At 70.2% G+C, this 23,550-nt stretch carries 21 protein-coding genes; 13 read left to right on the top strand and 8 right to left on the bottom strand.

What is annotated here, in order from left to right:
• Positions 1-25: 25 nt before the first annotated feature.
• From MFF55_RS17875 to MFF55_RS17850, 6 genes are read right to left on the bottom strand one after another with little or no spacing between them, the layout of a single operon-like run.
• Positions 26-1,174 carry an ABC transporter substrate-binding protein gene (locus MFF55_RS17875; RefSeq protein WP_238245457.1) on the bottom strand — a complete coding sequence of 383 codons (1,149 nt, stop codon included), beginning with the start codon at positions 1,172-1,174 and terminating at the stop codon, positions 26-28.
• A 29-nt stretch (positions 1,175-1,203) separates the two neighbouring features.
• Positions 1,204-2,400, bottom strand: coding sequence for a xanthine dehydrogenase family Fe-S subunit (locus MFF55_RS17870; RefSeq protein ID WP_238245456.1), 1,197 nt, complete (start codon positions 2,398-2,400; stop codon positions 1,204-1,206).
• Positions 2,397-3,263: an FAD binding domain-containing protein gene (locus MFF55_RS17865; RefSeq protein WP_238245455.1), complete on the bottom strand. Its 867-nt coding sequence runs from the start codon at positions 3,261-3,263 to the stop codon at positions 2,397-2,399. Before MFF55_RS17865 ends, MFF55_RS17870 begins: the two co-directional genes overlap by 4 nt.
• Positions 3,260-5,614 carry a xanthine dehydrogenase family protein molybdopterin-binding subunit gene (locus MFF55_RS17860; protein WP_238245454.1) on the bottom strand — a complete coding sequence of 785 codons (2,355 nt, stop codon included), beginning with the start codon at positions 5,612-5,614 and terminating at the stop codon, positions 3,260-3,262. Before MFF55_RS17860 ends, MFF55_RS17865 begins: the two co-directional genes overlap by 4 nt.
• Positions 5,611-6,495, bottom strand: coding sequence for an alpha/beta hydrolase (locus tag MFF55_RS17855; RefSeq protein ID WP_238245453.1), 885 nt, complete (start codon positions 6,493-6,495; stop codon positions 5,611-5,613). Before MFF55_RS17855 ends, MFF55_RS17860 begins: the two co-directional genes overlap by 4 nt.
• A 10-nt stretch (positions 6,496-6,505) precedes the next feature.
• Complete coding sequence (locus tag MFF55_RS17850) at positions 6,506-7,780, bottom strand: amidohydrolase/deacetylase family metallohydrolase (RefSeq protein WP_238245452.1); 1,275 nt, start codon at positions 7,778-7,780, stop codon at positions 6,506-6,508.
• 94 nt (positions 7,781-7,874) lie between these two features.
• On the opposite strand from MFF55_RS17850, the gene MFF55_RS17845 reads away from it, so the two are divergent.
• On the top strand, positions 7,875-8,393 hold the full coding sequence (locus MFF55_RS17845; protein WP_373874830.1) for a MarR family winged helix-turn-helix transcriptional regulator: 519 nt from the start codon (positions 7,875-7,877) through the stop codon (positions 8,391-8,393).
• Between the two features lie 144 nt (positions 8,394-8,537).
• Here MFF55_RS17845 and MFF55_RS17840 read toward each other — a convergent pair whose 3' ends face one another.
• Positions 8,538-8,912, bottom strand: coding sequence for a transposase (locus MFF55_RS17840; protein ID WP_238245451.1), 375 nt, complete (start codon positions 8,910-8,912; stop codon positions 8,538-8,540).
• A 235-nt stretch (positions 8,913-9,147) separates the two neighbouring features.
• Here MFF55_RS17840 and MFF55_RS17835 point away from each other — a divergent pair, with 235 nt between their 5' ends.
• The 12 genes from MFF55_RS17835 to MFF55_RS17780 all read left to right on the top strand — a co-directional run bounded on the left by MFF55_RS17835 (position 9,148) and on the right by MFF55_RS17780 (position 22,575).
• Positions 9,148-10,380, top strand: a complete 1,233-nt coding sequence (locus MFF55_RS17835) for a transporter substrate-binding protein (protein ID WP_238245450.1) — start codon at positions 9,148-9,150, stop codon at positions 10,378-10,380.
• 59 nt (positions 10,381-10,439) lie between these two features.
• A complete protein-coding gene (gene urtB / locus MFF55_RS17830) occupies positions 10,440-12,050 on the top strand; it encodes an urea ABC transporter permease subunit UrtB (RefSeq protein ID WP_238245449.1) in 1,611 nt (536 codons plus the stop codon).
• Complete coding sequence (gene urtC / locus MFF55_RS17825; protein WP_373874829.1) at positions 12,047-13,153, top strand: urea ABC transporter permease subunit UrtC; 1,107 nt, start codon at positions 12,047-12,049, stop codon at positions 13,151-13,153. The genes urtB and urtC overlap by 4 nt, the downstream gene beginning before the upstream one ends.
• Positions 13,150-13,860 carry an ABC transporter ATP-binding protein gene (locus tag MFF55_RS17820; protein WP_238245448.1) on the top strand — a complete coding sequence of 237 codons (711 nt, stop codon included), beginning with the start codon at positions 13,150-13,152 and terminating at the stop codon, positions 13,858-13,860. Before urtC ends, MFF55_RS17820 begins: the two co-directional genes overlap by 4 nt.
• A complete protein-coding gene (gene urtE / locus MFF55_RS17815) occupies positions 13,857-14,594 on the top strand; it encodes an urea ABC transporter ATP-binding subunit UrtE (RefSeq protein ID WP_238245447.1) in 738 nt (245 codons plus the stop codon). The genes MFF55_RS17820 and urtE overlap by 4 nt, the downstream gene beginning before the upstream one ends.
• 20 nt (positions 14,595-14,614) lie before the next feature.
• Entirely contained in the window at positions 14,615-15,562 is a 948-nt protein-coding gene (locus tag MFF55_RS17810; protein ID WP_238245446.1) for an acetamidase/formamidase family protein, read from the top strand.
• Positions 15,563-15,642: 80 nt separating this feature from the next.
• Positions 15,643-17,133 (top strand): ABC transporter substrate-binding protein, encoded by a 1,491-nt coding sequence (locus tag MFF55_RS17805; RefSeq protein ID WP_238245445.1) that lies wholly within the window; start codon positions 15,643-15,645, stop codon positions 17,131-17,133.
• A gap of 35 nt (positions 17,134-17,168) precedes the next feature.
• Positions 17,169-18,113 carry an ABC transporter permease gene (locus tag MFF55_RS17800; protein ID WP_238245444.1) on the top strand — a complete coding sequence of 315 codons (945 nt, stop codon included), beginning with the start codon at positions 17,169-17,171 and terminating at the stop codon, positions 18,111-18,113.
• On the top strand, positions 18,110-19,012 hold the full coding sequence (locus tag MFF55_RS17795; RefSeq protein ID WP_238245443.1) for an ABC transporter permease: 903 nt from the start codon (positions 18,110-18,112) through the stop codon (positions 19,010-19,012). Before MFF55_RS17800 ends, MFF55_RS17795 begins: the two co-directional genes overlap by 4 nt.
• 1 nt (position 19,013) lies before the next feature.
• Entirely contained in the window at positions 19,014-20,030 is a 1,017-nt protein-coding gene (locus MFF55_RS17790) for an ABC transporter ATP-binding protein (protein WP_238245442.1), read from the top strand.
• Entirely contained in the window at positions 20,027-20,950 is a 924-nt protein-coding gene (locus tag MFF55_RS17785; RefSeq protein WP_238245441.1) for an ABC transporter ATP-binding protein, read from the top strand. The genes MFF55_RS17790 and MFF55_RS17785 overlap by 4 nt, the downstream gene beginning before the upstream one ends.
• Before the next feature lie 44 nt (positions 20,951-20,994).
• Entirely contained in the window at positions 20,995-22,575 is a 1,581-nt protein-coding gene (locus MFF55_RS17780) for a gamma-glutamyltransferase family protein (protein WP_238245440.1), read from the top strand.
• Positions 22,576-22,603: 28 nt separating this feature from the next.
• On the opposite strand, the gene MFF55_RS17775 is transcribed toward MFF55_RS17780, so the two are convergent.
• Entirely contained in the window at positions 22,604-23,524 is a 921-nt protein-coding gene (locus tag MFF55_RS17775; RefSeq protein WP_238245439.1) for a polysaccharide deacetylase family protein, read from the bottom strand.
• Positions 23,525-23,550: the final 26 nt, after the last annotated feature.

Here is a 23,550-nt window from a genome sequence, read left to right as displayed (position 1 = left end):
GGCCCTTCCGCTGGCAAGCGTGCCGTCAGAGCGTCGGCACGGCGACGCGGCCGTCCTTGATCTCGATAAGGTAGACGTCGGGCTTGCTCTGCCCGCTCTCCTTGCCGGCGGGCCCGGACTTGGCGAAGCGGATGGGGCCGTTCAGGCCAGTGAAGTCGACGGACCAGAAGGCCTTGGTGATGGAAGCGGGCTCGGCCGAGCCGGCCTTCTCGATGGCCTGCGCGATGGCGCGGATGCCGTCATAGCCGCGGAAGCTCTCGGTGACGCCCGCGAACTGGAAACCGCGCTTCTTCCACTCACTGATGAACCCCTCCGTGGCCTTCGGGTCGGGCGTCTTCTCCGGCAGCCAGGGCAGGAAGGTGGTGAGGTGCATGGTGCCCTCGGCGGCGGAGCCGGCCTGGGCGATGATCTGGTCGGGATTCTGCGAACCGCCGGTGGTGATGACGCGCTTCTTGAGGCCGATCGCCGACATCTGCTTGAAGAGCAGCACGAGCTGGTCGACGGCGCTCGTGATCATGATGGTGTCGCTGTCCGACGCCTTGAGCTTGGCGAGCTGAGCGCTCATGTCCTGCGCGCCCTGGTCCATGGTCTCGACCAGGCCGACCGTGACGCCCTTCTCCTTGAGCATCTTGCCGAAATCGGCCGCGGCGCCGCGGCCGAAATCGTTGTTGAGCACCAGGAAGTCGACCTTCTTCAACCCGAGCTTGGCGACCGTGGGGGCGAAGGTCTCAGCCTCCAGCGCCGAGGGCGGCGAGATGCGGAAGACGTAAGGGTTGCCCGAGGTCGTGATCTTGCCCGACGAGGAGGTCTCCACCAGCATCGGCACCTCGTACTCGGCGAGCTTAGGCATCACCGCGAGCGTCAGGCTCGACCCCCAGGCGCCCATCATCACCGGGGTCTTGTCGCTGGTGATCAGCTTCTCCGCGACCGCCGCGGCCTCGGTCGGGTTGCTCTTGTTGTCCTCGATGACGAGTTCGAGCTTCTTGCCCAGCACCCCGCCCTTCGCGTTGATCTCGTCGGCGGCGATCCTGGCGCCGTTGACGACGTAGGTGCCCGACGCGGCGAAGGCGCCGGTCAGCGGCTCGTTGACGCCGATGCGGATCGTGTCCGCCCGCGCCGCCGTCCCGGCGAGGACCAGCAGGATCGCGGTGGTGAGGGTGAACCTGCTGGGCATTGCGTGTCTCCGGTGCGGTGGGGTTGAAGTCAGGAGCGCCTGAGCCAGGCCGAGATCCGCGCGCGGGCGAGGCCGAGGACGAGACGAAGGGGATTGAGGCTGACCGGTATGGGGGTGGTGCCGGACAGACGGGCGTCGAGATTGCGGGAGAAATCCGCCGCGATGCGGCCCGCGAGATCGCGAACGAGTCCGGGCCGCCCGAACTGGGCAAGCGGTCCGGTCAAGCTGTAGCCGACCTCCAGCGCGACCTTAGCCGTGCCGGGCGCTTCGCCCGGCCCGACGCGGTAGCGGATCTCGCCCTGCGTGGCCGAGCGCCCGCCCGCGTCGCTGCCGGCCCCGCGAACGCGCCCGCTCAGCGCCGCCTCGTCCCGCTCGATGCGGGCGCGTCCGCGGAAGGTCGCGGCGATCGGCCCGATCCGCACCTGCAGGCCGCCCTCGACCGTGTCGGGCGCAGGATGTCCCGTCAGCACGGCGCCGGGCAGGCAAGCGGCCACGGCCTCGATGTCGCCGAGCAACGCGAAGACCGCCTCCGGTGGATGTGTGAGATCGATCGCCTGCGTGAAGCGGTGTGCCGGCTCGAAGGTCCCGGAGAGCTCCTGCGCCGTCGCGGGCGCGACCGAAGCGGCTCGGCCCGGCAATGGCGGCAAGGGCGCTGCGACCGTTCCGCCGATGCGGGCGCCGACCGGGCCGAGGGCGCGCGCCGCGCCGGTGTCGGGGAGGACGCCGCGAGCGCGCCGCGCGGCGATCACGCTCATCACGGCCCGGACGATGCCGGCATAGCCAGTGCAGCGGCAGAGGTTGCCCGCAAGGCCGATGCGGATGCGCCGCTCGTCGGCCTCGGGCAGCCGCAGGACGAGATCGCGCGCGGCCACCAGCATGCCGGGGGTGCAGTACCCGCACTGGAGGGCGTGCTCGCGGTTGAAGGCGGCGCGGAGTTCCGTCGCGACCGGATCGTCGTCCAGGCCCTCGATCGTGGTGACCGCGGCGCCGGCGGCGGCACCCGCGAAGGTGAGGCAGGCCCGCGCCGGCTCGCCGTCGAGGAGCACGGTGCAGGCGCCGCAGACTCCGTGCTCGCAGCCGAGATGGGTGCCCGTGAGATTCAGACCCTCGCGCAGCACGTCGCCGAGATGGCTCCTGGGCTCGGCCTCGACCCGCAGGGAGCGCCCGTTCACCGTCAGCGAGAGGGCCATGCGGCCCGCGGCGGGTTCCGCCAGCCCGGCGCTCATGCGGCCTCCCGGAGCGATAGGGGCGTGGGCTTTGCCGCCTGTGCGACCGCGCGCGCCAGCACCGTGACGTGGACGTGGCGCTCGACCGCATCGGTCATGCCGGCGGCGGCAAGGGCCGCATCGGCCGCGCGCCCGTCGAAGCGCTCAGCGAAATCGGGGCCGATGCGGCCGCCGAAGAGCGGCCGGGCGTCGGCGAGGAGCAAGGGCGGCCCCTCGACGGCGCCGATCACGATACGTCCGCGTCCCGCGTCCGGTTCGAGGCGCACGGCCCCGATGGCGTGGGCGAACTCGCCGATCTTGGCGCAGTGCTTGACGTAGCCCCAGGCCGCGCCGGCGGGCCGTGCGGGCACGCGGACGGCGACCAGGATTTCGCCAGGCTCCAGCGCAACCTCGAGCGCTCCTGTGACGAAACGCTCGACGGGCAGGGTGCGGCGGCCGCTCAGGCTCGCGACCTCGACGTCTGCACCGAGAGCAATCAGAGCGCTGACCCAGTCGGCCGCGGGATCGGCATGGACGAGGCTGCCGCCGACCGTGCCGCGGTTGCGCACCGGCCGGTAGGCGATGGCGGCGGCCACCCGCTGGAGGGCGCCGCCGGTCAGGTCGGGCACGCGACCGTCCTCGATGTCGGCATGCGTGACGCAGGCGCCGAGCACGAGGGTCTCGCCCTCGATCCGGGCCTGGCGGAGTTCTTCGATCCCGGTGATGTCGAGGACGAGGTCCGGCTCGACCAGGCGCAGGTTCAACATCGGCCCGAGGGATTGGCCGCCCGCGATCAGCTTCACGCTGCCCGCCGCCCCGGCGAGACGGTCGAGAAGCGCGGGCAGGCTCGCCGGGCGCTCCCAGGCGAAGGGCGCGGGCTTCATGCGGCTTCCCTCGCGCGCTCCGGGCCAACGCGGGCGGCGAGCACCGCCTCCACGATCCGCCGCGGGGTGACGGGGGAATGCCGCATCTCGACGCCCAGCGGTGCCAGCGCGTCGTTGATCGCGTTGGCGAGCGCTGCCGGGGGCGCGATGGCGCCGCCCTCGCCGATGCCCTTCTGGCCGAAGCGGGTGTAGGGCGAGGGCGTTTCCATGTGCTCGATGCGCGCCATCGGCACCTCCGCCGCGCCGGGCAGCAGATAGTCGGCTAAGGTCGAGGCCAGCGGCTGGCCGCGGGCGTCGAAGCGCATCTCCTCGTACAGGGCCGTGCCGATGCCCTGCGCCAGGCCGCCATAGATCTGACCGTCCACCACGAGGGGGTTCACCAGGGTGCCGCCGTCCTCGACGATGACGTAGTCGAGGATCTCGACCGCCCCGAGGTCGGGATCGACCGCCACCAGTGCGGCGTGGGCCGCGTAGGAGAAGGTGCCGGAATCGCGCTGCGGCTTGTAGCCGGCGGTGACCTCGAGACCGCCCGGATCGGTGTCGGACGTGAGGTCCTGCGGGCGCCGGTACCAGGTCCGGGCGATGGTCTCCAGCGGCACGTCGCCGGAGGGTCCGACCACGTGGCCGCCGATGAACTGGCACTCCTCCGGCCGGGCCTGGAGGAGGTGGGCGCCGATGCGCAAGGCGCGGTCGCGCAGGGTCTCGCAAGCGGCAGCCACCGCGCCGCCGGCCATCACCATCACCCGGGACCCCCAGGAGCCGGTGGAGTAAGGCGTCATGGCGGTGTCGCCGTGGACGAGGCGGGTGCGCGCGACCGGCACGCCGAGGATCTCGTGGGCGACCTGGGCGAGGGTCGTCTCGAGGCCCTGGCCGTGGGAATGCGCGCCGATCCTGAGTTCGAGGCCGCCATCCGGCGTGAGGCGGGCGCTCGCCTGCTCGTGGCCCGGCACCATCGGGATTCCCCATCCGGAATACACGGAGGTGCCGTGCGCGGCCTGCTCGCAGTAGATCGCAAGGCCAAGGCCGATCCGGCGCCCGTCCGGCTCAGGGCTACGCTGGCGCATGCGCACGGCTTTCACGTCGATGGCCGTCAGTGCGCGGGCCAGCGCCTGCGGGTAGTCGCCGCTGTCGAAATGCTTCTTGGTGATGTTCTCGAACGGCATCTGGTCGGGCCGGACGAGGTTCTTCTCGCGCACCGCTTCCGGAGGGATCCCGGCCTCGCGGGCGACCGCGTCGAGCACCAGTTCGAGGGCGAAGCAGACGCCGGTCCGGGCGACGCCGCGATAGGGCAGGATCGGGCACTTGTTGGTCGCGACCGACCAGGTCCGGCAGCGATAGGCCGGGAAGTCGTAGGGGCCCGGCAGGATGCTGGCGACCTGCGCGGCTTCGAGGCAGGCCGAGAACGGATAGGCCGAATACGCCCCGGAATCGACGACCGCCTCGCAGTCGATGCCGCGCAATCGGCCGTCGCGCTCCGCATAGGCGGTGATGCGGTAGTGGTGCTCGCGGCAATTGGCGTTGGCGGTCAGATGCTCGCGCCGGTCCTCCAGCCAGCGGACCGGGTGGCCGAGGCGCAAGGCCAGCCAGCACAGGGCGACATCCTCGGGCAGCAGGATCGCCTTGTAGCCGAAGCCGCCGCCGACATCGGGCGAGACGATGCGGATGCGGCCCTGCTCGATCCCGAGACATTCCGAGAGCCCGTTGCGCACGATATGCGGCATCTGGCTCGCCGTGTGGACGACGAGCTGGTCGAGGCGGTGGTCGAGCTGTACCACCGTGCCGCGGCCCTCGATCGGCGCCATGCATTGCCGGCCCGTCGAGATGGTGCGGCTGACCTTGATCGGCGCGTCGAAGGCGGATTCGATGTCGATGTCGACCAGCGTCTCCAGGAAGACGTTGTTGCCCCAATGCTCGTGGACGAGGGCGGAGCCCGGCTCGCGCGCGGCCAGCATGTCGTGCACGGCCGGCAGCTCCTCGAGGTCGAGGACGATGGACGCGGCAATGTCCTCGGCCTCGGCGCGGGTCGGCGCGACGCATATCGCGACGAGTTCGCCGACCTGCCGGACCTTGCCGGTCGCGAGCACCGGCTGCTCGGAGACCTTGAAGCCCGGCAGCCCAGAGACCGCGCGGATCGACTGCACGCCGTCGAGGTCGGCGGCGGTGAAGACGCGGTCGCGGAACGCCTCCGGCACGTGGATCGCCCGGATGCGGGCATGGGCCAGCGGGCTGCGGACGAAGGCCACGTCCTGCATGCCGGCCAGGCGGATGTCGCCCACGTACTGCCCGCGGCCTCGCATCAGGCGATCGTCTTCCTTGCGGGGCAGAGGCGCGCCGACGCCCTCGGCGCTCATCGGGCGTCTCCGAGGAGGTCCTGGGCTGCCCGGACCAGCAGGCCGTCGGGCCGGCGGAATTCGTCGAGGATCGAGAAGTGGTCGGCGCCCGGCACCGGCAGCAGGGCGCCGGGTGCGTGGGCGGCGCTGCGGAGCGCGTGGAGATTGCGACTGTCGTGGACGAGGGCGGGGAGCTCCCAGCTGCCATAGGTGATCGTCATGGGCTTCCGCACCACGAGGCGCCGCAGCGGCGAAAGCATCTCGATCTCCGCGTCCGTCAGGCCGAGCTTCTCGTTCAGGTAGGTCTCGCGGATCGGGGCGAGGTCGTAGACGCCTGAGATGGCGAGGACCGCGGTCACGGCCGGGTGGCCGAGATGAAGAGCGGCGAGCTGCGCCCCCGCCGACCAGCCGGCGAGGATGATGGGCCCGCCGATGCCGTGCGCAGCCCCATGCTCGGTGAGCCAATCGAGGGCGGTCCCGATCTCGGCGACGATGCCCGCGAGGCTGGCGTCCGGCGCCAGGGTGTAGCCCGGCATCGCCACCGACCAGCCAGACGCATTCGGCCCTGCCGCGAAGCAGGCGAAATCCGCCCGCGCGTTGCGTTGCCAATAGCCGCCGTGGACGAAGACGAGGCAGGGCGCGGAAGGGTCCGCCGCCGGGTACAGGTCGAAGGCGGTGCGGGTCCCTTCGCCGTCGGGGATTTGGCCGTAGGCGATGTCGAGGCCTGCGGGATGGGTGGCGCGGTATTCGGCCGAGGCGGCGTTGCGCGCTGTGACCTGGGCCGCGCTGTCGGGGACGCCCGCGTTGTTGTCGTAGCACGCATCCCTCGCCGCCTGGTCAAGCCGGTCCCAGGCGCGGCGCGGATCGGCGGGCGTCGGGTCGTCGAGGACGAATGCGGGCACCGGCGCCACCTCAGGCCGCGATCGCCTGGGGCAGGATCGGCGAGTCGGCCTCGAAGCGCTTGCCGGCGCGCAGGCAGAAGGCGGGGCGCAGCAGGCGCTCGGCCACGACCCGCGTGTCCTCGTTGTCGCGCAGGAGGAAGCGGCCGCGATCGTCGTGCAGCACCGAGACGTCGGCCGAGAATCCCACCGTCAGCGCGCCGATGCGGTCGCTCATGCGCAGCATCTCGGCCGGGTGCGAGGTCACCATCGGCACCACCTCCTCGAGCGGGATACCCAAGGCCATCATCGAGCTCATCGCCTGGGTGAGGCTGAAGCGGGCCTGGCCGAGGAAGGGATGGTTCTCGTCGTCGTGGTGCTCGTCAGGCGTTCCGGCGGGCTGGGGCACCTCGGTGTTGTAGCCGTGCATGTCGGCGCCCAGCGTGTAGGGGATCACGCCGGCCGGCAGCGAGGCGCGGGCGACGCGGTAGGAGAAGTGGCTGCCGTGGCCGACATCGACCTTCAGCCCCGCATCCATCGCCCGTCGGATGATGTGGTGGACCTCGCCCGCCTCGTTGATGAAGCCGCCCGGATGGCGGGTGAAGGGATGGGCCAGCACGTCGCCGGGGCGCAGCAGCGGGATCACTCGCTCGACGATGGTGTCGGCATCCTCGCCGTTGGCGCCGGATTCCGGCAGGCCCCAGAGCTGGCCGAAATGCACGTAGAGGGGAAGGTCGGCCTGCCGGCTGATCTCGGCGGCCATCTCCATGACCTTGATGCCCCAGCGGGCGAAGCCACCGATCTCGGCATGGCCCTTGATGCCGCGCACGAGGTCGCGGTTCTCGGTGGCCGACTTCACCGTCGCATCGATGTCGACGCCGTCCGGACTGTAGAGGTTCGGGTAGAAATGCCCTTCGAGGCCGCCGACGAGGTAGGCCGAGAGGAAGGCCAGGGCCTGCGTCTCGCAGCGCTCCGCGATAAAGTGGCGAAAGCCCGGCAGCGTCATGCAGGACGCGCCGCCCTGGTCCACCACCGTGGTGACGCCCGAGCGCACGCCGACCATGTCGGGGTTCAGGCCGAAGCGGCCGGTGACGTACTGGTAGACGTGGGCGTGGGTGTCGATCATGCCGGGCAGGACGAGCTTGCCCGAGACGTCGATGGTCTCGGCCGCGGCGGAGGGCAGGATCGCCTCCTCGACGGCGGCGATGCGCCCGTCCCGGACCGCCACGTCGCGGAGGCCGTCGATGCCGGAGGCGGGGCAGATGACGCGCCCACCGCGCAGGATCAAATCGTAGCGGCGATTGTCCATCACTCGGCCTCGTTCTTGCCAGATGCGAAGCATGCTTCGCATCAGCGTCTTGCACGCCGCGTGCCAAATCGGAATTTTTCCAAGGTGAGGGTTCATGGACGAGGAGGCATCGGCCGCCGTGGTGGGTCCGGCGACGGGAGAGAACCCGCGTGCGCGTGCGAAGTCATGGCCTCTCTGGGAGCGGCCCGGCTTTCTCGCGCGCCGGATGCATCAGATCCATGTCAGCCTGTTCTCGGAGCGGTGTGCCGAATTTCGCATCACGCCGCTGCAGTACAGCCTGCTCTCGCTGCTGCGGGACCTGGGGGAGGCCGACCAGACGACGCTCGCGAACGCGGTGGCCCTCGATCGGACGACGACCACGGGCGCACTCAAGCGCCTTGCTATCCGCGGATTGGTCAGCCGATCGACCTCGCCGAACGATCGCCGTTCGCAGATCTGCCGATTAACGGCCGACGGAGAAGCGCTCCATCTCGCAATGCAGGGCGCGGCGCGGGAGGCTCACGCCCGAACCGTGGAGACACTCGCACCATCGGACCGGGACCATCTCATCCGCCTCATGAGGCGCGTCATCGCCGGCCATGATCATCGGCGAGGCGATGCCGGCTTAGGTTGAACCGGCTTGCCCGGAAGGTGACTTGCCGCCGCGACGAGAGTGGGGCTCAGCCGAAGCAGCCTCTCCAGGGTCCGACCTGCGATGAGGCCCGCGCGGTTCGCGCAGCCCAGGCACAAGCCGCACTGTCGCAATCTGCCGGCTCCGCTAATGCGTGGTGCGGACGAACGCGAAGCGGCCGACGGCAACGTCGCCGCCGCGATGAACGAGCCTCGGCTGCCGCTCCATGCTGTTCCAACTCGCTGGGGGAACGGCACGGCGTTCCCCCACTTCGGCATCGAGCCTGCGGCGGGTCCCCTGCGTCAGCTTGGCGACCTCGGCACGCAGCCGCCCGTTCTCCTCCTCGATCTGCCTCAGGCGAGCGACCGCGGCGGGAGGCAGGCCGCCGAGGCGCCTGCGCCATCGATAAAAGGTGCCGAGCGAGACGTTCGCTGAGGCGCAGATCGCCGCCACCGCGATGCCCTGCTCGGCCTCCTTGAGCAGGAAGGCGATCTCGTCGTCCGTGTGGCGGGATCGGCGCATGGGGTCCGTCCTCTCCGATTCGACGGTTCGAGGGCAGGCAAAACCCGCGCCTTCGCGCGGCCGCCACGGAAGCCATTGTGAGAATTTTGCCGTTTCCGACGGGCCGCGCCTATCCGCCGGGCGATCCGCCGCCGATTTCCGCAACGGCTCTCCGGTCTGCAGGGTCTTTGGGCTTTCCTGCGCCCGGTGCTCGCCGGACAATGGCAGCGAGTTGGAGAAGAAGGGCGAGAAACGCATGGTCGGGCTCACGAGGCGCTCACTCCTCACCGCGTCCGGCGCGGCCGCGATGGGCCTTGCCGCTCCGGCGATCATCCGACCGGCCTGGGCGGCGGACAGCGTGAAGCTCGGCTGCCTGTTCTCGTCCTCGGGCACGATGGCCAACATCGAGGGCCGTCTCAACTACGTCGTGCGCATGGCCGCCGACGAGATCAACGCCAAGGGCGGCGTCAACGGCCGTCAGATCACCGTCTCGATCTCGGACCCCGCCTCCGACTGGCCGCTCTACGCCCAGGTCGGCCGTCAGATGCTGCAGCAGGAGAAGGTCGCGGCCCTGTTCGGGTGCTGGACGTCCGTCTCGCGCAAATCCGTCCTGCCCGTGGTCGAACAGAACGACGGTCTCCTGTTCTATCCCCTGCACTTCGAGGGCGAGGAGAACTCGAAGAACATCGTCTACGTGAACTCGCCGCCGACGAGCTCCGTTCTGCCGGCCGTCGACTACCTGATGGGTGGCGAGGGAGTCGGCGCCAAGCGCTTCTTCATGATCGGCTCGGATTACGTCTGGCCGCGGACCATCAACAAGCAGCTCAAGGCCTATTGGAAGGGCAAAGGCATCGCCGAGACCGCTTGGCGCGAGGAATACGTGCCGCTCGGCTTCTCGAACTTCCAGACCCTGGTGAGTCAGGTCCGCGCCTTCGCGGCCCAGCCCGGCGGGCAGCCGATCGTGGTGCTCACCGTCGTCGGCTCGTCGATCCCGGATTTCCTGCGCGAATTCGCCAACCAGGGCATCCGCGCCACCGACGTCCCGATCCTCGGCCTCGACATGGTGGAGGCCGACCTCGAGGGCCTCGATACGGCGCCGCTCGTCGGCCACCTCAATTGCTGGGCCTATCTCCAGGCCGCCAAGGGCGAGCGCAACCAGACCTTCCTCAAGGCCTGGGCCGATTACGTGAAGGCCAAGAACGTGCCCTTCAAGGGCGATGTCGTCATCGATCCGATGGTCTCGGCCTATGACAGCGTCCATCTCTGGGCCCTCTCCGCCGCCAAGGCCGGCAGCTTCGACGTCCCCGAGGTCCGCAAGGCCTTCGCCGGCCTGAGCTTCGACGATCCCTCCGGCTATACGCTGAAGATGACGGCGGAGAACAACTACGTCTCGCGCGGCGTCTTCATCGGCTCGGTCAACGAGAAGCAGGGCTTCGACGTGCTCTGGCAGTCGCCGGATGCGCCCAAGCCCGTGCCGTTCGGGATCTAGTTCATCGGATCGGAGGCGCGAGGCCGAGCGGATTGTTCAGCGGCAGTGTCAGGACCGATATGAAAGTCGCCATCGGCGCGATTCTGGCCGTCTTCCTTTGGACGGGCACCGCGTCAGCGGACGTTCTCGACCGGGGCGCCTTCGCGGCCGCTCTCTGCGGCGACGCGGCTAGCCTCGGCAGCGCCGCCGAGGCGGTCACCAGACGGGCGGCAGACCTCTCCCGGGACGATCTCGCCTGGGCGGCACAGCCCCTGCGCGGCATCCTCGAACGCCGCCTGGTCTGCCTCGGCACCAGCGCGGTTTTGCTCGACCGGCCCGGTGCGGGCGAGGGCAGATCCGTCGTCTCCGGCGACCCTCAGCCGGCCGCGGGAGCCCGCGCATCGGTGCTAGGCCTGCGCCAGCGGGCGCTGGTGGAGACCGCCGACGGGGTGCTCGCGCTCCTCGCCGCGCCGCAGGTGGAGGCCCGCGCCGCCGGCTTGTGGGCCGCCGAGCGGCGCATCGCCGCCGTGCCGGACGGGGTCTTCGCCCGCGCCGAGGCGGCCGAGACGGATGCCGGTCTCAAAGCCGCCATCGCCCGCGTCGCCGAGGCGGCGGCCCTGTCTTCGCCCGATCCGCAACGCCGCCTGGCGGCCATCGACCGTGTCGCGGGGGCACCGTCGAGCAACGCGCTCTCGCGCCTGTCCGCCCTCAAGGCCGATGCCGCCTACGCCGCCGATCCCGCCTTCCGCGCGGCCCTCGATGCCGGAATCGCGCAGGTGGAGCGGGCGGTGGCGGTCGGGAACGGGCTCGCGATCCTCTACAACGGGCTGAGCTTCGCCAGCATCCTGTTCATGGCCGCGGCCGGCCTCGCGATCATCTTCGGGCTGATGGGGGTGATCAACCTCGCCCAGGGCGAGTTCATCATGATCGGGGCCTACGCCACCTACGGCGTGCAGGAGGCCCTGCGCCTGATCGCGCCGGCCTGGCTCGACCTCTACCTGATCCTGGCGATCCCGGTCGCCTTCCTGGCCACTGCCCTCGTCGGCATCGCGATCGAGGCCCTGGTGCTGCGCCACCTCTACCGCCGGCCCCTGATGAGCCTGCTCGCCACCTGGGCGGTGAGCCTGTTCCTGATCAACCTCGTGCGCGTCGCCTTCGGCACCCGCAACCTGCAATTCACGATGCCGTCCTACGTCAGCGGCGGGATCGCGCTCTATGCCGACTTCGTCGTGACCTGGAACCGGCTCTTCGCGATCGGTTTCGCCGCCGGCACCCTCGTCCTCACGCTTCTCGTCCTGCGTGCGACGCCGCTCGGCCTGAACATCCGCGCCGTGACCCAGAACCGCGACATGGCGGGGTGCCTGGGCATCCCGACGCGGCAGGTCGACCGCCTCGCCTTCGGCTTCGGTTCGGGGCTGGCAGGGCTCGCCGGCGTGGCGCTGGCGCCGATCTACAGCGTCAACCCGCAGATGGGCGCGACCTTCATCATCGACAGCTTCATGGTGGTGGTGCTCGGCGGCGTCGGCACCGTGGTCGGTACGCTGATCGCGGCCCTCGGGGTGGGACAGATCAACGTGCTGATCGAGCCGTTCTACGGCGCGGTGGCCGCCAAGGTCATCGTCCTCGTCGGCATCATCCTGTTCCTGCAATGGCGACCCGAAGGCCTCGTCGCGGCGAGGCGGCGGCGATGAACGCGGTGACCGGCTCCCTCGCCGCGACCCGGGCTGCCGCGCCTATGCCGGTGCAACGGCGATACGACGCGGGCCTCCTCGGCCTCGTCGCCGCCCTCGTCGGGGTGGCGCTCATCCTCGGCCTCGCCAAGCCTGAGACCTACCTCGTCAACGCTATCGGCCAGCTCGCCGCGCTGGCGATCCTCGCCGTCTCCCTCGACCTCGTCTGGGGCTATCTCGGCATCCTCTCGCTCGGCCACGGGCTGTTCTTCGCCATCGGCGGCTATGTCTGCGCCATGCATCTGTCCGCCCATGCCTATGCCGTCACCGGCACGGCGCCGGACGTCATGCAGTTTATGGGCTGGGCCAGCCTGCCGTTCTACTGGACCGGCATGACGAGCGCGCCCTACGCGCTGGTCCTCGCCATCGCGCTCGCCGTCCTCGTCGCCTTCCTGTTCGGCTGGGCCTCGTTCCGCTCGCGGGTGAACGGGGTCTATTTCTCGATCATCAGCCAGGCGCTGGTCTACGTCGCGATGCTGCTGATGTTTCGCAACGACACCGGCTTTGGCGGCAACAACGGCATGACCAGCTTCACGCTGCTGTTCGGCTTTGCGATGGGCGCGCCGGGCACCGTGCTGACCCTGACGATCGTGACGATCCTCGCCCTGGCGGCGGTCCTCATCGGCTGCGGCAGGCTGGTGGCGAGCGGCATCGGCCGGCAGATGCTGGCCTGCCGCGACGACGAAACCCGCCTGCGGACGCTCGGCTACGGCACCACGGCGCTCAAGCTGAAGATCTGGTGCCTGTCCGCCGCCATCGCGGCGCTGGCTGGCATCCTCTACGTTCCGCAGGTCGGCATCATCAACCCGCGCGTCCTCGCCCCCGACCTCTCGCTCGAGATCGCAGTCTGGGTCGCGATCGGCGGCATGGGGCGCCTGAGCGGCGCCGTGATCGGGGCCGTCCTCGTCAACGCCCTGAAGTTCTGGCTGACCGCCGCGATGCCCGAGGCCTGGCCCTTCATCCTCTCGGGCCTCGTGCTGCTCGTCGTCCTCGTCCTGCCCAACGGCCTCCTCGATCTCGGGCGCCTGAAACCCACCTGGCTGAGCCGCGGGATGCCGCGATGAGCGCGCTGGTGGTCGAGTCCCTCAGCGTGGTCTTCGGCGGCTTTCGCGCCCTCGACGACCTGTCGCTGGCCATCGATGCCGGCGAGATCCGCGGCGTCATCGGCCCCAACGGGGCCGGCAAGACGACGCTGCTGGACGTGATCTCGGGCATCACCCGCGCCCGCTCGGGTCGCGTGACGCTCGGCGAGGCGATCGATCTCACACGGTCCTCCGAGGCCGAGATCGCCCGGGCCGGCGTGCGGCGAAAATTCCAGAGGCCGAGCGTATTCCCGGCGCTCAGTGTGCGCGAGAACCTGGAGATCGGCTGCGGGGCGGGCTGCCCGCCCGCCGAGCGGTCGCGCCGGATCGTCGAGGCGCTCACCATCGCAGGCCTCGAGAGCCAAGCCGACCGGCTTGCCGGGCTCCTGGCGCATGGCGAGAAGCAATGGCTCGAGATCGCGATGGTGCTGGCCTCCGACCCGCGGGTCATCCTCCTCGACGAGCCCGTGGCCGGGCTCTCCGACGAGGAGACCGAGCGCACGGTCGGCCTCATCCGCGGCCTGCGCCGGCCCGATCGCGCCATCGTCGTCGTGGAGCACGACATGGCCTTCGTCGAGGCGGTGGCCGACCGGGTCACGGTGCTGCACGAGGGTCGCACGCTCTACGAAGGCGCCATGGCCGGCGCCCGCGCCGCACCGCGCGTCATCGAGGTCTATCTCGGGCGATGACGTCTCAGTCGCCCCTCGGCCTCACGATCGCCGGCCTCGACCAGCATTACGGTAGCGCGCAGGTGCTGCGCGGCATCGATCTCACGCTCGCGCCGGGCGCCTGCCTCGCCGTGCTCGGCCGCAACGGGGCAGGCAAGACCACGCTCCTGCGCTGTGTCGCGGGCGTGCTGCCGGCGACCCGCGGCCGGATCGACCTCGGCGACGTCGCGATCGCAGGCGAACCGCCCCATCGCCGCGCCCGGCGGGGCCTCGCCTACGTGCCTCAGGGCCGCGAGATCTTCCCCGATCTGACGGTGCGCGAGAACATGCTCGCGGCCGCCCGCGCCCACGGCGAAGTGCGCAGCGGCGCGATCGAGGAAGCGGTCGACCTTTTCCCCGCGCTGCGCGACCTCTGGAGCCGGAACGGCGGCAACCTCTCGGGCGGCCAGCAACAGCAGCTCGCCATCGCCCGTGCCCTGGCGACGCGCCCCCGCCTCCTCCTGCTCGACGAGCCGACCGAGGGTATCCAGCCTTCGATCGTCGACGCGATCGAGCGGGTGATCGCGGGGCTGAGGGGCCGGATCACTGTGCTCCTCGTCGAGCAATATCTCGATTTCGCCCTTCGACTCGCCGACGCCTTCCTCGTCCTCTCGCGCGGCAGCGTCGTCGAGCGCGGCGTCATCCAGGAAGGCACCTTGGACCCACAGAGCCGCGCCGAGGCTAAGGCCGCCCTGTCCCGCCACATCGCGATCTGAGCGAAACTCCGGAGGACGTCATGTCGAGGCACCACGAGATCCCCGCCACGCCCGAGAACATGGTGCTGGGCTTCTTCGATGCCGCCCTGCCGCCCCTGCTCACGGTGGAATCGGGAGACACCGTGACGCTGCACTCGTTTCCAGCCGGAGGGCGCGAGAGCCTCCACCCGGATCCCGCGCGAGTCCCCGCCGACTACCTCGCCGCCCTCGACACCCTTCCGCCGGGACCGGGACCGCATTTCGTCACCGGCCCGGTCCATGTGGCCGGTGCGATGCCCGGCGACGTGCTTCAGGTCGATATCCTCGACCTGAGGTTCCGCATGGATTGGGGCTTCGTCGCGATCCTGCCGCTGCTCGGCACGCTCCCGGACGAATTCACCGATTACGAGACCATCCATCCCGACATCGACCTCGCCAAGGGGGTCTGCCGGATGCCCTGGGGCGCCGCGATCCCCCTCGATCCGTTCTTCGGCATCATGGGGACGGCGCCGCCCGCCGCCTGGGGCCGGGTCGGCTCGCCGGTGCCGCGGTGCTTTGGCGGCAACATGGACAACAAGGAGCTGAAGGTCGGCACCACCCTCTACCTGCCCGTCTTCAACGAGGGCGCGGGCTTCTATGCCGGCGACGGCCACGGCGTGCAGGGTGACGGCGAGGTCTGCATCACGGCCCTGGAGACGGGGCTCACGGGCACGTTCCGGCTCACCCTGCGCAAGGATCTCGGCGACGCCTGGCCCTTCGCCGAGACGGCGACGCACCTGATGTCGATCGGGCTCGACGAGGATCTCGACGATGCCATGAAACAGGCGGTGCGCGAGATGATCCGCCATGTCTGCGCGAGGACCGAGCTGACGCGCAACCAAGCCTACATGCTCTGCTCGCTCGCCGGAAACCTGCGCGTCACCCAGACCGTCGACGGCAACAAGGGCGTCCACATGCTGCTGCCCAAGGCTGCGCTCGCCGCCTCTTGAGATCGTCCGCCGGGAGCCGCACGATGAGGCATGACCCGCCACTCGAACACCGTCGAAACAATCGCTGGATGAAAGAGCCCATGACGCGCGTCGTTCTCGCCTGCCTTGTCGCTGCCGGGCTTCTCTCGACGCCGCTGCAGGCGCAGACCTTGCGCTTCGGCCTCATGGAAGATCCGGACGCCCTCGACCCGACGCTGGCCCGCACCTTCACGAGCCGGATGGTGTTCGCCGCGCTCTGCGACAAGCTCGTCGACATTGGCCCGGACCTGAAGCCGGTCCCGCAGCTCGCGACCTCGTGGAACCTCTCCGCCGACGAGAAGGTGCTGACAATGACCCTGCGGCCGGGCGTGAAGTTCCACGACGGCGAGCCCCTCGACGCGGCGGCGGCGAAGTTCAGCATCGAGCGCCATCTCAAGATGCCGGGCTCGCAGCGCCGCGGCGAGATCTCGCCGATCGACACAGTGGAGGTGGTCGACGACCTGACCTTCCGGATCAATCTGAAGACCCCCTTCGCACCCTTGCTCGCGCAGTTCACCGACCGCTCAGGGATGATGGTCTCGCCCAAGGCGGCCCAGGCGCTCGGCGACAAGTTCTCAACGGCGCCGGTCTGCGCCGGGCCGTTCAAGTTCGTCGAGCGCGTGCCGCAGGATCGCATCGTGGTCGAGCGCTTCGACGGCTATTGGAACCGCGATCAGATCCAGATCAAGCGCGTGGAGTTCCGCCCGATCCCGGATGGCACCGTGCGGCTCACGAACCTGCGCTCCGGCCAGCTCGATCTCCTGGAGCGCCTCGCGCCCAACGACCTCGCGCAGGTCAAGCGCGATGCGAAGCTGAAGGTCGGCTCCACCGTCGAGCTCGGCTTCCAGAGCATCGTCTTCAACACGACCAAGGACACGCCGATCGGGCGGGACGCGCGCGTCCGGGCCGCCTTCGAGGCCGCGATCGACCGCAACGCCATCAACCAGGTGGTGTTCAACGGCGAGTTCGTGCCGGGCAACCAATGGGTCCAGCCCAGGAACCCGAACTACCTGGCCGAGTTTCCGCTGCCCAAGCGCGACGTCGCCAAGGCGAAGGCGCTGCTCGCCGAGGCCGGCGTGACCAATCCGGTCGTCAACCTGATCGTCTACGCCAACAGCGAGGCGCCGCTCGTCGGTCAGGTGATCCAGGCCATGACGAAGGAGGCGGGCTTCGACGTCCGCATCCAGGCCACCGACTTCACGACCGCCCTCGACCTCGCCGACAAGGGCAACTTCGAGGCCTACCTCTACAACTGGAGCGGCCGCCCCGATCCCGACGGCAACACCTACAGCTTCCTGGCCTGCAAGACGCCCCTCAACTATGCCCGCTACTGCAACCCGGAGGCGGATGCGGCCATGGCCGCCTCGCGGCTCTCGACCGATCCTGATAAGCGCCGGGCAGCCTGGAAGACGCTCGCCGACCGGGTTCAGGCCGATCGGCCCTTTCTCTACCTGTTCCACCGGCGCCTTCTCTGGGCCTACAGCGCGAAGCTGACGGGCTTCGGCGATTATCCCGACGGGCTCGTGCGGTACACCGGGCTGGCACTGAATTGATCCGGTTCGCGCGGTCGGTGGACTAGAGGCGTCCCATGCTGCGATTCCTCGCCCGCCGCCTTGCCATCGCGGTGCCGACCCTGGTGATCGCCTCGATGATCATCTTCGCCCTGCAGCAATTGCTGCCGGGCGACACCGCGACCGCGCTGTCGGGCGAGGAGCGGGACCCCGAGGTGATCGCCTTCATCCGCGAAAAGTACCACCTCGATCGGCCCCTGCCGGTGCGCTACGTTCTGTGGGCCAAGGGCGTGCTGCAGGGCGACCTCGGCGAGTCGATCCGGCTGCAGAAGCCGGTCCTCGACCTCGTGGCCGAGAAGCTGCCCGTGACGCTCCAGCTCGCCTGCATGGCGATGCTGATCGCGCTGATCATCGGCGTGCCGATGGGCGTCCTCTCGGCGGTGAAGCAGGGCCAGACCGCGGATTACGTGGCCAACGGCATCGCGCTGTGGGGTCTCTCGATCCCCAATTTCTGGCTCGGGATCATGATGATCCTGTTCTTCTCGGTCTATCTCGGCTGGTTGCCGGCCTCGGGCTACGTGCCGCCGAGCGAGAGCCTGATCGAGAACCTCAAGGCGATGATCATGCCGGCCTTCGTGCTCGGCAACGCCATCGCGGCGGTGATGATGCGCCACACCCGCGCGGCAATGCTGCAGGTCCTTCAGAGCGATTACGTGCGCACCGCACGCGCGAAGGGGGTCGCACCGCTCGCCGTCATCCTGCGCCACTGTCTGCGCAACGCGGCCGTGCCGATCATCACGCTGGGCGCGCTGGAATTCGGCCAGCTTCTCTCTGGCGCTGTCCTCACCGAGCAGATCTTCTCCGTCCCGGGCTTCGGCAAGCTGATGGTCGACGCCGTGTTCAACCGCGATTACGCGACCGTGCAGGGTGTCGTGATCTGCACGGCGACGACCTACATCGTGCTCAACCTGATGGCGGACGTGGCCTATTTCCTCGTGAACCCGAAGCTGCGCCGGGCATGAATGCGGGGACCGCGGCAGCCGGCGCGAAACCGACGACGCCCCGGGTCGAGAAGCCCGAGGCCGGACCCCTGCGCGAAGTCTGGCTCAGGTTCCTGGAACGTCCGAGCGCCGTCGTCGGCCTTGCCTTCGTCGTGGCGCTCGTCGCCATCGCGGCGCTGGCCGACGTGATCGCGCCCTACGACCCCTTCGCGACGGATTGGGGGGCGGTCCGCTCCCCGCCGAGCCTTGAGCACCCGTTCGGCACCGACGAGGTCGGACGCGATCTGCTCGCCCGCATCATCCACGGGGCGCGGGCCTCGCTCGCGGCGGGCCTGACCTCCGTCGCGCTCGCCGTCGTCCTCGGTCTGCCGCTCGGCCTGCTCGCGGGCTATGCCGGCGGCATCGTCGACGGCGCGATCATGCGCCTGACCGACGCCCTGCTCGCCATCCCCTTCCTGATCCTCGCCATCGCGCTGGCCGCCTTCCTCGGCCCAAGCCTCACCAACGCCATGGTGGCGATCGGCCTGTCGGCGACCTCGATCTTCGTGCGCCTCTCCCGGGCGCAGGTGCTGGCGATCAAGGCGGAGGAATTCATCGAGGCGGCGCGCGCGGTCGGCAACCCGCCCTGGCGGATCGCGCTGCGCCACATCCTGCCCAACATCGTGCCCGCGATCCTCGTCCAGGCGACGCTCACCATCGCGGCGGCGATCATCGCGGAGGCGAGCCTGTCCTTCCTCGGCCTCGGCCAGCAGCCGCCCGCCCCCTCCTGGGGGTCGATGCTCAACGTCGCCAAGAACTTCCTCGATCAGGCTCCCTGGATGGCGATCTGGCCGGGCGTGTCGATCTTCGTCGCCGTGCTGTCCTTCAACCTGCTCGGCGACGGCCTGCGCGACGCCCTCGACCCGCGGCAGAGGCGCTGACATGGGGGTCCCGCTCCTCGACATCCGCGACCTCACGGTGGCCTTCGCCAGCGACGGCGGCACGGTCCACGCCGTCAACGGCATCTCCTACGCGCTCTCCGAGGGGGAGACCCTCGGGATCGTGGGGGAGTCGGGATCCGGCAAGAGCGTGCACGTGCTGGCGATGCTCGGCCTCATCCCGATGCCGCCCGGCCGCATCGAGCGGGGCGAGGTGCTGTTCCAGGGCCGCGACCTTCTCACCCTCGACGACCGGGCGTTGCGCCGGGTTCGGGGCGGCGAGATCGGCTTCGTGTTCCAGGACCCGATGAGCTCGCTCAACCCGGCGATGACGGTGGCGGCGCAGATCGTCGAGCCGCTGCGCATCCATCTCGGGCTGGACGGCGCGGCGGCGCGGCGCCGCGCCCTCGAGCTCCTCGACCTCGTGCGCATTCCCGACGCGGCCCGCCGGCTCGACCAATACCCGCACGAATTCTCCGGCGGACAGCGCCAGCGGGTGATGATCGCCATCGCCATCGCGTGCAAGCCGAAGCTCCTCATCGCCGACGAGGCGACCACGGCGCTAGACGTCACCATCCAGGCCGAGATCATCGGGCTCGTGCGCGAATTGAAGCGCGAGATCGGGATGGCGATCGTGTGGATCACCCACGATCTCGGGGTGGTGGCCGGCATCGCCGACACGGTGCAGGTGATGTATGCCGGGCGCATCCTGGAGCGCGGCCCGGTGGACGACCTCTTCGCCGACCCGCGCAGCGCCTACACGCTGGGCCTTCTGCGCTCGCTGCCGGACCTTGCGGGCGGCACCAAGGGGCGGCGGCTTCAGCCGATCGAGGGCGCGCCGCCCGACATGCGCGATCCACCGGTCGGCGATCCCTTCGCGCCGCGCAACCGCTACGCCACCGAGCGCTGCTTCCGCGAGGCGCCGCCGCTGGCCCAGGCACCGGGCGCCGCCCCCGGCCACCTCGTCGCCGCCTGGTACGACCTGCGCGGACTGCTGGCGCGCGAGCGGGCCGCGCCATGACGAGGGCCGCGCCCTATCCGCTCCTGTCGGTGCGCAACCTCAGCAAGCACTATCCCCTGCGTTCCTGGTGGGGCGGTACGGCCTCCGTGTTCAAGGCGGTCCACGACGTCAGCTTCGACATCCGGCCCAACGAGACGCTCGGTCTCGTCGGCGAATCCGGCTCGGGCAAGTCGACGATCGGGCGCGCGGTGACGATGCTGAACCCGCCCACGTCGGGCACCGTCGCGTTCCAGGGCACCGACCTCGCGCGCCTGTCGGCCCGCGAGATGCGAGGCATGCGCCGCCACATCCAGATGGTGTTCCAGGACCCCTATTCCGCGCTGAACCCACGCATGAATGCCGGCGCTTACGTGATGGAGCCGCTCCTGCTCCACGACACTGGCCGGAGCCGGGCCGAATTGCGCGACGAGGTGGCCGGGCTGTTCGAGCGGGTCGGCCTCGATCCGCGCTTCGCGCGCCGCTATCCGCATCAGTTCTCCGGCGGCCAGCGCCAGCGCATCTGCATCGCCCGCGCGATCGCGCTCAAGCCCCGCTTCATCGTGGCGGACGAGCCGATCGCGGCGCTGGACGTCTCGATCCAGGCGCAGGTGGTGAACCTGCTTCAGGACCTGCAGGACGAGCTGGGGTTGTCCTACCTCTTCATCTCGCACGACCTGCGGATGGTGCGCTATCTCTGCCACCGGGTCGCGGTGCTGTGGCGGGGTCGCATCGTCGAGATGGCCGACAGCGAGACCCTCTACGGCGACCCGCGCCACCCCTATACCCGGCGACTGCTCGCGGCCGTCCCGGTCCCCGATCCGGTCGTCGAGCGCCAGCGCGTCTCGGCGATCGGCCTCACCGCGCCGCCATCGTCGGAGACGGGTCACGACCTGACCGAAGTGGCCCCCGGGCACTGGGTCGCGCAGAGTGCGGCCGGCTGAGCGGTGCCAGACGAACCATTCACGAGACAACAGGAGAGGACGACATGAGGGATTTTGCGCTGCCCGGGCGCTCGCCCGTCCACGCCGCCAACGCGGCGGTCGCGACCTCGCATCCCCTCTCCACGCTCACCGCCATCGACACCCTGCGCCGGGGCGGCAACGCGGTCGACGCCGCCATCGCCGCCTGCGCCGTGCAATGCGTCGTCGACCCGCTGATGACCGGCATCGGCGGCGATTGCTTCGCCCTCTACACGCCCAAGGGCGCCGCGGTGCCCATCGCCCTGAACGGCTCGGGACGCGCCCCCGCGGCCGCGCATGACGCCTGGTACCTGGAGCGGGGGATCACGATCGAGCCGACATCGCCCCATGCGGTGACGGTGCCCGGCGCCATCGCCGCCTGGGAGGCCTTGATCGCCGCCCACGGGACGATGAGCCTCGGCGAGGTGCTGCAGCCGGCCATCGGCTTTGCCGAGACCGGATACGTCGTCCAATCCCGCGTCGCCTTCGACTGGGCGCGCAACCGCGACAGGATCGGCAGCGATCCGGATTCGGCGGCGACCTACCTCATCGACGGGGAGGCGCCCCGGGCCGGCACGATCATGCGCCATCCCAAGCTCGCCCAGACCCTGCGGCGCATCGCCGAGCAGGGCCGGCGCGGCTTCTACGAGGGGCCGGTGGCGCAGGACATGGTCGCCAAGCTGCGCTCGCTCGGCGGCCTGCACACGCTGGAGGATTTCGCGGGCGCCGCGCCCGACTTCGTGACCCCGATCACCACCCGCTATCGCGGCTACGACGTCTACGAGTGCCCGCCCAACGGCCAGGGGCTCGCCGCGCTCATGATGCTCAACGTGCTCGCGCATCACGACATCGGATCGCTGTCGCAGACCGACCGGGTCCACCTCTTCGCGGAGGCCTGCAAGCAGGCCTACCACCATCGCGACGCGCTCTTCGCCGATCCCATACTGAGCAGCGTGCCCGTGGAGCAGCTTCTGTCGGACGCCTGGCGGGCGAGCGCGCACGGGGCCATCGACATGGCCCGGGCCCAGGCGCCGGTGCTCTGGCCCGAGGTCGCGCAGCACAAGGACACGATCTACCTCTGCGTGGTCGACCGCGACGGCAACGCGATCTCCTTCATCAACTCGCTGTTCCAGGGCTTCGGCAGCGCCATCACGGCGCCCGAGAGCGGCGTGCTCCTGCACAATCGCGGCCTGTCGTTCCGGATCGAGCCGGGCCACCCCAACACCATCGCGCCCGGCAAGCGGCCGATGCACACGATCATCCCGGGCATGCTGATGCGGGACGGCCGGGCGGTGGCGCCGTTCGGCGTGATGGGCGGGCACTACCAGGCGATGGGGCATGTCGAGCTGCTCACCGGCCTCATCGACCGCGGCCTCGACGTTCAGGAGGCGTTGGACGCGCCGCGCAGCTTCGCCTTCGGCGGCTTGGTCGAGCTGGAGGCGGGGTTCTCGGGCGATCTCGACGCGGGGCTGATCGCCCGCGGGCACGCGGTCGCCCGGGCGCCGATCCCGCTCGGCAGCGGCCAGATCGTCTGGATCGATCAGGCGAGCGGCACGCTGGTGGCCGGCTCCGATCCGCGCAAGGACGGCAGCGCCCTCGGGTACTGAGTTCTCGGTGCCGGCCTGCTGCCGGGGCTCATGCCGGTAGGTTGGGGAGTTCGGCGGCGTAGGCGGCGATGGCGCCGGCGGTGGTCGGCCAGATTGCGTCGCGGTGATCGGCGATGTGGGCGAGCGCCCTGCGCAAGGGACGCAGCCGGTGCGGCTGGCCGACGATGTAGGGGTGGAGCGCGATGCCCATGACCAGCGGCGCGCTCACGGATTGCTCCCGCATCTCGTCGAAGGCCGCCACGATGGCGTCGGCGAACTGCGCCGGGCTGTCCTTGCGGGCGACGATCGCCGGGATGTCGTTGAGCTCCTGCGGGTAGGGCACCGAGAGGATGCGGCCGCCGCCCCGCGTCGCGAACCAGACCGGCTGGTCGTCGTGCGCCCAGTCGAGGAGGTAGCGGTAGCCGGCCTCGGCCAGGAGGTCAGGCGTCACCGTCGATTGCGAGATCCAGGGCCCGAGCCAGCCGGCCGGCGCCCGTCCCTCCTCGCGTGTCAGGATCGCGGTCGCCTCGGCGATAAGGGCGCGCTCCTCCGCCTCGTCGAGAACGCCCTGGCGCTCGGCGTTCGTACGCCCGTGGGCCACGATCTCGTCGCCGCGGGTCCGGAAGGCTTCGACGAGACCGGGGCAATCGGCGTAGAGGCGGCTGTTGACCAGCACGCTGGCGGGCAGCCTGAGCGCGTCGAAGGTCTCCTTCATGCGCCAGGCCCCGACCCGGTTGCCCCAATCGCGCCAGGCGTAGTTGAGGACGTCCGGCTGCGGCCCGCCGGGGGCCAGCTCGGCCCCGAGGCCGCCGCCGAACTCGAAGGTCTCGAGGTTGAGGGCGAGGTAGACCGCGAGGCGCTTTGCTCCCGGCCAATCGTAGACCGGCCGGTGGGGCAGGGCGCTGTAGCCGTAGCGGCCATGTCCCCTCGATGCATGTCCCGTTGATGCCTGTCCGTTCGATGCGTCCATCGTTCCCATCCGTGATCAGGGCTCGC

The sequence above is a fragment of the Methylobacterium iners genome (assembly GCF_022179305.1).
Lineage (GTDB): Bacteria > Pseudomonadota > Alphaproteobacteria > Rhizobiales > Beijerinckiaceae > Methylobacterium > Methylobacterium iners.
The sequence above is the reverse complement of the archived record's forward strand: the minus strand, read 5'-3'. Positions and strand labels throughout refer to the sequence as shown.